The sequence below is a fragment of the Halomonas caseinilytica genome (genome assembly GCF_001662285.1).
GTDB lineage: Bacteria > Pseudomonadota > Gammaproteobacteria > Pseudomonadales > Halomonadaceae > Halomonas > Halomonas caseinilytica.
In genome coordinates this window covers 246,202-257,865 of record NZ_BDEO01000011.1, presented here as the reverse complement: position 1 = coordinate 257,865, position 11,664 = coordinate 246,202, and the positions used below count along the sequence as shown (strand labels likewise).

9 protein-coding genes are annotated in these 11,664 nt (G+C 64.2%); 7 read left to right on the top strand and 2 right to left on the bottom strand.

Annotation, left to right across the window (positions count from 1 at the left end):
* The first annotated feature begins 47 nt into the window (after positions 1-47).
* The 3 genes from HSDC_RS13355 (at position 48) to lipB (ending at position 2,337) form a co-directional block, all read left to right on the top strand.
* Entirely contained in the window at positions 48-1,277 is a 1,230-nt protein-coding gene (locus HSDC_RS13355; RefSeq protein ID WP_425292855.1) for a D-alanyl-D-alanine carboxypeptidase family protein, read from the top strand.
* Positions 1,278-1,387: 110 nt separating this feature from the next.
* Positions 1,388-1,702 carry an HP0495 family protein gene (locus tag HSDC_RS13350; protein ID WP_064700428.1) on the top strand — a complete coding sequence of 105 codons (315 nt, stop codon included), beginning with the start codon at positions 1,388-1,390 and terminating at the stop codon, positions 1,700-1,702.
* Between the two features lie 2 nt (positions 1,703-1,704).
* Entirely contained in the window at positions 1,705-2,337 is a 633-nt protein-coding gene (gene lipB / locus HSDC_RS13345) for a lipoyl(octanoyl) transferase LipB (protein ID WP_137055307.1), read from the top strand.
* Between the two features lie 99 nt (positions 2,338-2,436).
* Here the strand turns inward: lipB and lipA are convergent, their stop codons facing one another.
* Positions 2,437-3,504 carry a lipoyl synthase gene (gene lipA, locus HSDC_RS13340; protein WP_064700514.1) on the bottom strand — a complete coding sequence of 356 codons (1,068 nt, stop codon included), beginning with the start codon at positions 3,502-3,504 and terminating at the stop codon, positions 2,437-2,439.
* Between the two features lie 153 nt (positions 3,505-3,657).
* Positions 3,658-4,647 carry a LysR family transcriptional regulator gene (locus HSDC_RS13335; RefSeq protein WP_064700513.1) on the bottom strand — a complete coding sequence of 330 codons (990 nt, stop codon included), beginning with the start codon at positions 4,645-4,647 and terminating at the stop codon, positions 3,658-3,660.
* Positions 4,648-4,834: 187 nt separating this feature from the next.
* Between HSDC_RS13335 and HSDC_RS13330 the strand changes: the two genes are divergently transcribed.
* The 4 genes from HSDC_RS13330 to HSDC_RS13315 all read left to right on the top strand — a co-directional run bounded on the left by HSDC_RS13330 (position 4,835) and on the right by HSDC_RS13315 (position 11,495).
* A complete protein-coding gene (locus HSDC_RS13330; protein ID WP_064700426.1) occupies positions 4,835-5,647 on the top strand; it encodes an ATP-binding protein in 813 nt (270 codons plus the stop codon).
* A gap of 104 nt (positions 5,648-5,751) precedes the next feature.
* Positions 5,752-7,998: a DUF3141 domain-containing protein gene (locus tag HSDC_RS13325; RefSeq protein WP_064700425.1), complete on the top strand. Its 2,247-nt coding sequence runs from the start codon at positions 5,752-5,754 to the stop codon at positions 7,996-7,998.
* 390 nt (positions 7,999-8,388) lie between these two features.
* Positions 8,389-11,025 carry a type I DNA topoisomerase gene (gene topA, locus HSDC_RS13320; protein ID WP_064700424.1) on the top strand — a complete coding sequence of 879 codons (2,637 nt, stop codon included), beginning with the start codon at positions 8,389-8,391 and terminating at the stop codon, positions 11,023-11,025.
* Positions 11,022-11,495 carry a DUF6586 family protein gene (locus HSDC_RS13315; RefSeq protein WP_064700423.1) on the top strand — a complete coding sequence of 158 codons (474 nt, stop codon included), beginning with the start codon at positions 11,022-11,024 and terminating at the stop codon, positions 11,493-11,495. The genes topA and HSDC_RS13315 overlap by 4 nt, the downstream gene beginning before the upstream one ends.
* The last annotated feature ends 169 nt before the right edge of the window (positions 11,496-11,664 follow it).

Sequence of the window (11,664 nt, the reverse complement as noted above, 5' to 3'; positions counted from 1 at the left end):
CCATAGCCAGTGATTATCCTGTGATGCACCCGAAGAGATTGCCATCCATGAAAGTGTCGTGCTTGTTTTCCTTCCGCCGGCTGATGCCGGCCCTGTTGGCATGCTGCTCCCTGGTCGCCGCGCCGACGCAGGCGCAGGAGGCATCGCCGTCTCCCCAGCCACAGGTACAGCCTCAGCCGCAGACCATGATTCCCGCGCCGCCGCGCCTGGCCGCGACCTCCTGGATCCTGATGGATGCCGGCAGCGGCCGGGTGATCGCCCAGCACAACCCTGACGAGCGATTGCCGCCGGCGAGCCTGACCAAGCTGATGACCGCCTATCTGGTAGAGCGCGAACTCAACAAGGGCAATATTTCTCCCGATGACCTGGTGCCGGTCAGCGAGAAGGCCTGGCGTACCGGCGGCTCGAAGATGTTCATCGAGGTCGGTGAACGGGTGCCGGTCAGCGAGTTGCTGCATGGCATTGTCATTGTCTCGGGCAATGACGCCAGTGTGGCCATGGCCGAGTATCTGGCGGGCGGCACCGAGCCTTTCGCCGATATCATGAACCAGCATGCGGCACGGCTGGGCATGGAGAACACCCATTTCGTCAACCCCACCGGCCTGCCGCACGACAATCACTATTCCTCCGCCCGGGATCTGGCACTGCTGTCGCGTCACATCATCAACGATTATCCCAAGCACTACAGCATGTATCGCCAGAAGCACTTTACCTATGGCGGTATCGATCAGCCCAACCGCAATAGCCTGCTGTGGCGCGACAGCAGCGTGGACGGCCTGAAGACCGGCTGGACCGAGGCGGCAGGCTACTGCCTGGTATCGTCGGCCAAGCGCGAAGACATGCGCCTGATCTCGGTGGTCATGGGGACCGACTCGGCAGAGGCGCGGGTCCAGGAGTCCCAGAAGCTGCTGAGCTATGGGTTCCGTTATTTCGAGACCCTCAAGCTCTATGACAAGGGCGCGGTGCTCAATACTTCACGCGTCTGGGGCGGCGACAAGGACGAGCTGAAGATCGGCGTCGACAAGGACGTCTTCATGACGGTTCCCCGGGACCGTAACGAAGAACTCACTGCCAAGCTCGACATTCGCCAGGATCTGACGGCGCCGATCGAGGCCGGAGAGACCATCGGCACCATGGAAGTGCGCCTGGGCGACGAAGTCGTCGGCAAGCGTGACTTGCTGGCGCTGGAAGATGTCGAGGAGGGCGGTTTCTTCAAGCGCCTCATCGACAAGATTCATCGCTTCTTTGCCAACCTGATGGGCGGCTTCTTCGACTGAGTCAGGTGAGATGCCGGAGCTTCCCCATTCCTGACCAACCCGTGTCTCGCTCTTGGTGGCGGGGCACGGGTTGCGTAGAATGAGCGCAGATACTTTCATCAAGGTGCGGGATGAACGACAAGCCCCTGCGCGATTTGCGCCAACCGAGTGCTGCCAGCCCCAGAGGCGAGCCACCGAAAATCACCTTCCCCTGCGACTACCCGCTCAAGGTGGTGGGCGATGCCGATGAGGAATTCGTCGCCATGGTCTGCCAGACGATCACGCGGCATGATCCGACATTCGACCCGAAAGACATCCAGGTCGTGGATAGCCGCAATGGTCGTTTCCAGTCGGTGAGGCTGACGATGCGGGCCACCAGCGAAGAACAGCTCCAGGCCTTGTTTACCGAGCTCAAGGGCAGTGGCCTCGTGCACATGGTGGTTTGAGCGTGGAGGCCATTCAGGTACACCGCCTGGGGCGCCGCCCCTATGAACCCGTCTGGCGGGCGATGCGGGATATCACCGATCAGCGGGATGCCTCGACGCCGGATCAGCTCTGGCTGGTCGAGCATGATCCGGTCTTCACCCAGGGGCGGGCCGGCAAGCCGGAACATGTGCTGATGCCCGGCGACATCCCGGTGGTGGAGACCGACCGAGGCGGGCAAGTGACTTATCATGGCCCCGGCCAGATCGTCGCCTATCCGCTGCTGGATGTGCGGCGTGCTGGGCTGGGTGTGCGTGACCTGGTCAGTTGCCTGGAGCGGGCGGTCATCGCCTTGCTCGCCGAGTGGCATGTCGAGGCACATGCCAGGCCCGATGCGCCTGGTGTCTACGTGGGCGAGGCCAAGATCGCGTCATTGGGGCTGCGCATTCGGCGCGGTGCCAGCTTCCATGGCGTGGCCCTCAACATCGATGGTGATCTCTCGCCCTTCGAGCGTATCAATCCCTGTGGCTATGCCGGCATGGCGATGACGCGCGTGGCGGATGTGGTCGCGGATGCCCCCGATGTAGCGACGGCCGGGACACGCCTTGCCTATTGTCTGGCTCGGGAGCTCGGTCGCGAGCTGTCATTCGTCGACTGAGTCGGCGAATGCCGTGCTTCGGCAAGAGGCGTTTTTCGGTGGTTGTCATCCAAGACGCCGGCTCTTCGGGCCGGCGTCTTCGTCGTGCGAGAGGGGCGATCAGCCGACGTTGAGGGTCGGGATCAGATTTGGGTCCGCTTCCTGCTTCGACTGGCCGGGCACCTTGCCTGGCGAGGCCAGCTCGAGCCCCAGATTGTTATTCTCGAAGACCCGATCGGCGCGGTAGCTGGAACGCACCAGCGGTCCGGAGGGGACTTCCATGAAGCCTTTCTCGAGTCCGAGTTGACGGTAACGCTCGAATTCCTCGGGTGTCACCCAGCGTTCCACCGGCAGGTGGTTGCGGGTGGGGCGAAGGTATTGCCCCAGGGTGACGATGTCGACGCCGATGGCACGCAGGTCATCGAAGGTCTGGAGGATTTCCTCGTCGGTCTCGCCGAGGCCGAGCATCAGGCTGGTCTTGGTGATCACGCCGGGGCGGTGGCGCTTGGCATGAGCCAGTACATCCAGCGTCTTGCGATAGCCGGCCCGAGGGTCGCGGACCCGGTGGGTCAGGCGTTCCACGGTCTCGACGTTCTGGGCGAAGACCTCGAGACCGGAATCGACGACGCGCTCGATGGCGTCGGGTACGGCGTCGAAGTCGGGCGTCAGCGCCTCGACCGCGACCTCGGGGGTGCGGGCCTTGATGGCGCGGATGCAGTCGGCGTAATGGGTGGCGCCGCCATCGGGAAGGTCATCCCGGTCCACCGAGGTCAGCACGACATAGCGCAGCCCCATCAGCTCGACCGACTTGGCGGTGTTCTCGGGCTCCTCGGCATCCAGCCAGCCCTTGGGATTGCCGGTATCCACGGCGCAGAAGCGGCAGGCGCGGGTGCATACCGAGCCCATCAGCATGATGGTGGCGGTCCCGTTGCTCCAGCACTCACCCATGTTGGGGCAGTGCGATTCGGCACAAACGGTGCTGAGCCGGTGTTCATCGACGTTGCGTTTCACGGCGTCGAATCTTTCGCCACCGGGTATCTGCGCACGCAGCCACTTCGGCTTGCGGCCGAGGCTGGCATTGTCCTCTTGCTGACTGCGTTGCTTCATGCCGTCCTTGATCGCGGTCGCACCGTGCTCGTTACGGTACTTTTCTCCGCTGGACACCTTATTGACGGTCCTGTTGCTCATGATCTGCAAGCCTCTCCATTCGGCGGCTGTGCGTCACGCCCATGCGGTCGTGGGGTGTCCGCGTCAACGAAGCGGGACGGCCGGCGTCGGGCATGGCGTGTATACATGTTGGGCGCAAACTTACCATATTCGCCACTGGCCTGGACAGGAGGGTCAGGAACGAGCGGTATCCGGTAGACAGGCGACGCCGTGACTGGGCAATGGCGAGGGGGCGGCAGTGAAATGCGCGTGCAGTTCGTCGAGATGGTCGCGCACGAAGCGCAGGAAGAGCTCGGTGACCGGTGTAGGAAAGCGCTCGCGGTGATAGACGGTACACCAGGAGTGGCGCAGCGGAAAGCCTGGCAAGGGCAAGTGCTCGAGCAGCCCGGCCTCGAGTTCCAGGCGCACGGCCAGGCGCGGCAGGACGGCAACGCCGAGCTGCGCCATGACGCCCTGCTTGACCGCTTCGTTGGTCCCCATCTCGATGATGTGGGGCAGGTCGACGTCTTCGGCGGCGGCATGCTCTTCCAGCGCTCCGCGAACCCCGGAGCCGGATTCGCGCATCAGAACGTAGTGGCGCGCGAGATCCTCGAGGCTGGGGTGTCGGGTCTTCAGCAGTGGATGGCCGGGCCAGACCACGGGAATCATCTCGTTGTCGAGAATCGGCATGAACACCAGGTCGTCGTCTTCGGGCACTCGCGCCATGATGACCAGGTCGTCGCGTTGCTCGGTCAGGCGTGCCAGGGCCTGGGCGCGATTGCAGACCTGCAGGCGAATCTGGACGTTGGGATAGTGGGCGCGGAAACGGGCAAGCAGGTGGGGCACCACGTATTGTGCCGTCGAGACGGCGGCCAGGTTGAGCTCTCCGTGGATGGTGCCGGCCAAATCGGAGAGGCTCATCTGCAGCCGTGATACCTGCTCGAAGATACTTTGCGCCGAGTTGGCCAGAGCGTCAGCGGCGGGCAACATGTGCAGTGTACGGCCGGCGTACTTGAACAGAGGTTGGCCGAGGGCCTGTTCGAGCTGGCGAATCTGAGCGCTGACCGCCGGCTGCGTCAGGCCGAGGGTCTCTGCTGCCCGGGAGTAGGATTGTCGTTCGTAGACGGCACGAAACACCTGGAGCTGGCGGAAGGTGAGGCGGTTGAGCAGCTTGGGGGTGGTCATGGTGTCGTCCATCGAGCCGGGACGCGGAGGCGTCCAGTCTGTCGGCCCATCATGCTAGCATCGCGGCTCGTTGTACGGCTATCCAGGAGCGTCCACGCCCATGCGTCTCTCACCGTTTTCTTGCCCTCTTGTGGCAGGCCACGGCGTTGCCGCGCTGCGAGTGCGGCAGGCCTGCGCCGAGCGGGGCATGCAGCCTGTGGCCGCGCGTGGTACCGAGAGCTCGCTCATCGAGGAGGCGCGAGCCGCGGGGTGCGACGCCTTGCATCCCGGAGAGTGCGATGCGGCCCGGCAGGCGGCGCTTGCCGAACGTTGCCGACATCTCGGGCTGCGTTTTCTGGGGGGCGAGCCCAGGTTGCTGGATGCCATGGCGGAAGGGCGGGTCATGCGCCAGAAGATGCGCGAGGCGGGGCTTCCCCTGGCGGCTTCGGAGCCAGGCGGTGAGGTCATCGCGATTTCCCTGCTGGCCGACCGCTTTGGGCGGGTTCTCTATCTGTCTCCCCGCCGGCATCGTGACCACATCTCAATGGCGCCGCTGGGTGAGTTGACGAAGGAGCGTTATCGCTATCTGGGGGAACTGGCGGCGCGTGGCATCGCCAGGCTCGGGGTGGTCGGGCTCGTCGAGGCACGCTTTCGCATCGAGGGCAATCGACTTGGCTTCCTGGACATGCGCCCCGGCCCGACCGGCGACGAGGCGCTGGACGAGGTCTTGATGGGGTTGGACCCGCTGGTCGAACAGTTGCGCGTGCTGTCCGGGGAGAGACTGCGGGAACGGCAGTCGAGATTGGCCGTCAACGGGCAGGCTCGCCTGTGGCGGCTCGTGCCGCCCTCGGGGGGCGTGCTCACTGGCGGTCCCGGCGTGCGCCTGGATCGCTGCGAAGAGGGCGGTGAGGCCAGGTTGGTGGTCTGGGGACGTCGTTCGGGAGATGTCGAGACGCGTGCCCGGCGAGTCTTTGTCGAATGGTGGGGAGAGTCGGAAGCCCGGCGCTGGCTGGCCATCTGACGCAAGGAGTGCGTGTCGGCATTTCCCTTGTGGCAGGGGATTCGCTATATTGCATTGCAGCAATCGGGTTGTCCGCCGGTTCCGCCCATGCCAGGAGTCCCGCGATGTATGCCATGATGCCTCCCTCACCATCCACGGCGATGTTTCTGCTGGATCCGTTCGGTTTCAACCGCGCTGCCTGCGATTACTGGGGCGATGCTCTGGAACGGGCCACGCTCTACCTGGATGTCATGCGCCAGCGTGGCAACCAGTATCTCGAGCATATCGAAAAGACCAAGCCCAATGTGCTCGGCTTCGAGGCTGAGGTGCTGCTCGATGGCCGCGATCTGCCAAGCCCGGTGAACTATGAGCTGTTGCGGATCCAGCCGCCGGACGGCGTCGAGGTCGATCCAACCAGCCGGCCTTTCGTCGTGGTCGATCCGCGCGCCGGGCATGGTCCGGGCATTGGTGGCTTCAAGCCCGACAGTGAGGTCGGGGTCGCGTTGCGGGCCGGACATCCATGCTATTTCATCGGCTTTCTGCCGTTCCCCGTGCCGGGCCAGAAAGTCGAGGACGTGGTCGAGGCAGAAATCGCCTTTCTGCGTCATGTCATCGACTGCCATCCCGACACCTCCGAGAAACCCATGGTGGTGGGCAACTGCCAGGCGGGCTGGCAGATCATGATGGCCGCGGCTCTGGAGCCCGAGGTGTTCGGCCCGATCCTGATTGCCGGCGCGCCCTTGTCGTACTGGGCCGGCGAGCGAGGGCGCGCTCCGATGCGCTATACCGGCGGGCTGGTCGGGGGAAGCTGGATGACCGCGTTGCTCGGTGACCTGGGCGCCGGCCTCTTCGATGGTGCCTGGCTGGTACAGAATTTCGAGCGTCTCAATCCGGCCAACACCTGGTGGGACAAGCAGTATCGCCTCTATGCCAACGTCGACACCGAAGCCGGTCGCTATCTGGACTTCGAACGCTGGTGGGGTGGGCATGTCGTGCTGGGGGCCGACGAGATTCAGTACATCGTCGACAATCTCTTCATCGGCAACCGGCTGTCCACCGCGCAACTGGTGACCTCGGACGGGCGGCGCATCGACCTGCGCAACCTGCGCTCGCCGGTGGTGGTGTTCTGTTCCCGCGGGGACGACATCACGCCTCCGCCCCAGGCGCTGGGATGGGTGCGTGATCTGTATGAAGACACCGAAGACCTCGTCGCCAACGAGCAGACCATCGTCTACTGCGTGCACGACAGCACCGGCCACCTCGGTATCTTCGTCTCGGGCAGCGTGTCGCGGCGCGAGCACACCGAGTTCACCGCCAACATGGACTATATCGATGTCTTGCCGCCGGGGCTTTACGAAACCACGGTGACGCCGGCCGAGGCGCACTCGGACGCCGAGCTGATCGAGCGGGACTATCTGCTCGAGTTTCAGCGTCGCGAGGTCGAGGATCTCGACCGTGAGGTGCAGCATCGTCCGGACGACGACCGTCGTTTCGCCACGGTGGCAAGGCTCTCCGATATCAACCTGGGGCTGTATCGACTCTTCTGGCAGCCCTGGGTGAAGGCGCTGGCGACGCCGGAGACAGCACGCTGGATGCGGAGAATGCATCCGAATCGGTTGGGCTATCATCTGTTGTCGGATCGCAATCCCATGATGGGAGCGGTCCCGGTGCTGGCCGACCGAGTGCGGCGCGAGCGCCATCCGGTCGGCGACGACAATGTCTTCCGAGGTCTGGAAGGCATCATGTCCAGCGGTATCTCCCAGGGATTGGAGACCTGGCGACTGTATCGCGACGGCCTCATCGAGCAGAGCTTTTTGGCATTCTATGGACAACCCGTGCTGCAGGCGTTGGTGGGCCTGAATGGCGATGCCCAGGCGCTGCGTCGTCGGCCCGGTGCCGAGCCCGAGCATCGGCGTTTCATCGAGCAGCGACGTCGTGCCACTCGCGACAGGATCGCTGAAGGAGGGGATCACGAAGCGGTGATGCGTTCGGTGATCTATGTGCTCGGTGGTGCGCCGGCCAGTGACGAACGCAACTTCAAGCGGCTGCGTGCGTCGCGGGCCGAACTCGAGCCTGGTATCCAACTCGCCGAGTTCAAGCATCTGGTGCGGGAGCAGTTCTTCATTCTCAAGCAGGATCGTGACGCCGCGCTGAACGCGATTCCGACATTGTTGTCGGGCAAGAGCGCCAAGCAGATCGAGGCCCACCTGGAACACATCGAGCATGTGCTGGCTGCCAGTGGAGAGCTTTCCGAGCGTGCCGCGGCGCGCTTCGAACGGGTGCGTGAGCTTTTCGAGTCGGCCAAGCCAAAGCGTAGCGGCGGACGCGCGCGAGCACGGCGACCGGAGACGCCCGCTGGACGCGAAGGCTGAACGCATCGGCATCTAGCCTGACACCCCCGCCGGCTTGCCGACGGGGGTGTTTCGTTGACAACGCTACCCGACTTCGCTTGTGATTCCCTTCGGCCTCGGGCTAGGTTCTAGGTTCATAGGTCGCGACTGGCGTGAAGACGAGCGCTGGGGTAGGGTAAGCGCATTTTTCACCGCTGAAGACGAAGGGAAACACTGCTCGAATGCCTGCGCGTGTGAGTCGCTGTGTGGCGTGGGGCTCGAAAGCTCACCTAACGATCTGTTAAGTCCTGCTTTCTGTGCTCCGTGCGTCTTGCGCTTCACGACGCCCGGCGGTTCATTCAGTGTCTCTCGAGGCGGGCCGAAACCGTTCGGCGCCAGTTCTGGCTGGCGCCAATAGCATTGTGGAGCACTATGGGCAAGTCACTGGTCATCGTCGAGTCGCCGGCCAAGGCCAAGACGATCAACAAGTATCTCGGCAACGACTACATCGTGAAGTCGAGCGTGGGACACATCCGTGACCTGCCGACCAGCGGCTCGGGCAAGGCGACCTCGGATCCAAAGGAACGCGCCCGTCAGGCGGCGGCGACGCGCAAGATGTCTGCCGAGGAGAAGGCCGAGTACCGCAAGCGGAAGGCGCACGACCAGCTCATTCGTCGCATGGGGATCGACCCCGACCATGGTTGGAAAGCCGATTATGTGGTGTTGCCCGGCAAGGAAAAGGTAGTGGCGGAGCTGAAGAAGCTCGCCGACAAGGCCGATCACGTCTATCTGGCCACCGATCTGGATCGCGAGGGGGAAGCCATTGCCTGGCATCTGCGCGAGACGATCGGAGGCGATGAGTCGCGCTATCGCCGGGTGGTGTTCAACGAGATCACCAAGAACGCCATTCAGGAAGCCTTCGAGGACCCTGGGCAGTTGAACATGCCGCGGGTGGAAGCCCAGCAGGCGCGGCGGTTCCTCGATCGCGTGGTCGGCTTCATGCTCTCGCCGCTGCTGTGGGCCAAGATCGCCCGTGGCCTCTCCGCCGGCCGTGTGCAGTCGGTGGCCATGCGCTTGATCGTCGAACGCGAGCGAGAGATCCGGGCTTTCGTGCCGGAGGAATTCTGGGACGTGCATGCTGACCTGACGCCGAGCAATGGTGAGGGGGAGACGGTACGCTTCGAACTGGTCCGCCAGGATGGCAAGCCCTTCCGGCCGACCAGCGAGGCCGAGACCCTGGAGCGGATCGCCGCGCTGCGCGAGGCGAACCTGGCCGTCACCGCCCGCGAGGACAAGCCGACACGCTCCAGGCCGAGCGCGCCCTTCATCACCTCGACCCTGCAGCAGGCCGCCAGCGGTCGCCTGGGATTCTCGGTGAAGAAGACCATGACGCTGGCCCAGCGCCTCTACGAAGCCGGCTACATCACCTACATGCGTACCGATTCCACCAACCTCTCGCAGGAGGCGGTGGCCAGTGCGCGCGATTACATCGGCGAGTCGTACGGCGAACGCTATCTCCCCGACTCGCCCAATCGCTATTCCAGCAAGGAAGGTGCCCAGGAGGCCCACGAGGCGATCCGGCCTTCCGATGTGCAGCGTCAGGCTGGCGACCTTGCCGGCATGGAACGTGATGCCGAGCGTCTCTATGAGCTGATCTGGCGTCAGTTCGTGGCCTGCCAGATGACGCCGGCCGAATATCTGTCCACCACCCTGACGGTGGAAGCCTCAGGCTACGAGCTCAAGGCCAAGGGGCGGGTGCTGAAGTTCGACGGCTACACCCGGGTCATGAAGCCAATGGGCCGCAAGGACGAGGACCAGTCGCTGCCCGACATCGCCGAGGGGACCGCGCTGACGCTCGAGGCACTGGACCCGCAGCAGCACTTCACCAAGCCGCCGGCACGCTACACCGAGGCCAGCCTGGTCAAGGAGCTCGAGAAGAAGGGCATCGGTCGGCCATCCACCTATGCCTCCATCATCTCGACCATCCAGGATCGAGGTTATGTGCGGCTCGAGAATCGGCGCTTCTATGCCGAAAAGCTGGGCGATATCGTCACCGAGCGGCTCAAGGAATCCTTCCCCGACCTGATGGATTATTCCTTCACCGCGCGCATGGAGGACAGTCTCGACGAGGTCGCCGAGGGCCAGCGGCGCTGGCGTGAGTTGCTCGATGCCTTCTATGCCGAGTTCCGGGCGGAGCTCAGCGAGGCCGAGAGCGAGGAGGGCATGCGGCCCAACCAGCCGGTGCCCACCGATATCGAGTGTCCTACCTGTGGGCGCGAGATGCAGATTCGCACCGCCTCGACGGGGGTCTTCCTCGGCTGCAGCGGCTACAACCTGCCGCCCAAGGAGCGCTGCAAGACCACCATGGACCTGCTGCCGGGTGACGAGGCCGTGGCCGCCGACGCCGGTGAAGAGGCCGAGACCGACGCACTGCGTGCCAAGCATCGCTGTCCGAAGTGCGGCACCGCCATGGACAGTTACCTGATCGATGAACAGCGCAAGCTGCATATCTGCGGCAACAGTCCCGATTGCGATGGCCATGAGATCGAGCGGGGACGATTCCGCATCAAGGGCTATGACGGGCCGACCATCGAGTGCGACAAGTGCGGCAGCGAGATGCAGCTCAAGTCCGGGCGCTTCGGCAAGTACTTCGGCTGTACCAACGAGACCTGCAAGAACACGCGCAAGCTGCTCCGCAACGGGGAAGTGGCACCTCCCAAGATGGACCCCATTCCCATGCCCGAACTGGCCTGCCAGAAGGTCGATGACCACTACGTGCTGCGCGATGGCGCCAGCGGCCTCTTCCTGGCGGCCAGCAAGTTTCCCAAGAATCGCGAGACGCGGCCTCCCCTGGTCGCGGAGCTCAAGGCCCATGCCGATGAGCTGCCCGAGAAGTACCGCTACCTGCTCGATGCGCCGAGTGCGGACCCTGACGGACGTCCAGCCCAGATCCGTTTCTCGCGCAAGGCCAAGGAGCAGTTCGTGATGACCGACGATAACGGCAAGGCGACCGGCTGGAAGGCCACCTTCGCCGATGGTCGCTGGCAGGTGGAGGACAAGCGCAAGTGACACCTCGTGCGCGCACCAATCAGTTGCTCTATCAGGCCGAGCTTTTGCTGGCCGTGGCCCCGGGAGATGACGAGCACGGCGAGGCCCGACGCATGGCTGCCGAGGAGGGCGCCCTGGCGTTGCTCGAACTGGCGCTGGCGTCTCTGGTGCGGGAGCTCACCGAGCTGACCGAACATGCTGTGCAGTCGGGCGAGGACTGGCGACACCTGCTGTTGTCCGATGACGTGCGGCTGGCCGAGCTCGAGCGGCTGCGCAGTCTCGCCGAGCGCCCCGACAGTTGGCTGGCCCGGTTGCTGGCACGACTCGAGGCGTTGCACTCCAGCGACGGCGTGGCGCGTCGCTCGAGCGGCGCGGCCCAGGGGCTGATAGCCGTTGGGGGCGTCGACGATCTGGGCGCTGAACTGCTCGAGTGCCTGGGCGAGGCCAAGCGCGAGATCGGCGATCTGCGGCAGACCAGTGAGGAATGGTAGCCGGGCCACATGGTGGGCAAGCCCGTGATGTCGCCATGTCGCGACATCGTGGGTTGCTCCGGACGGTGTGTCCGGGTGATGCGCCCGGGGGGAGAAGGCGGTGAGATTGAGCGATGAGAAAGAAGCGTGGAACTGACACTCGCTGCCAGGTGAGGTATAAACGTCGTCG

Coding starts and splice junctions, on each gene's coding strand:
- HSDC_RS13330 (WP_064700426.1), top strand. CDS start 4,835: ATGCAGCCTGTGGCCGCGCGTGGTACCGAGAGCTCGCTCATCGAGGAG.
- HSDC_RS13355 (WP_425292855.1), top strand. CDS start 48: ATGAAAGTGTCGTGCTTGTTTTCCTTCCGCCGGCTGATGCCGGCCCTG.
- HSDC_RS13325 (WP_064700425.1), top strand. CDS start 5,752: ATGTATGCCATGATGCCTCCCTCACCATCCACGGCGATGTTTCTGCTG.
- HSDC_RS13350 (WP_064700428.1), top strand. CDS start 1,388: ATGAACGACAAGCCCCTGCGCGATTTGCGCCAACCGAGTGCTGCCAGC.
- lipA (WP_064700514.1), bottom strand. CDS start 3,504: ATGAGCAACAGGACCGTCAATAAGGTGTCCAGCGGAGAAAAGTACCGT.
- topA (WP_064700424.1), top strand. CDS start 8,389: ATGGGCAAGTCACTGGTCATCGTCGAGTCGCCGGCCAAGGCCAAGACG.
- HSDC_RS13335 (WP_064700513.1), bottom strand. CDS start 4,647: ATGACCACCCCCAAGCTGCTCAACCGCCTCACCTTCCGCCAGCTCCAG.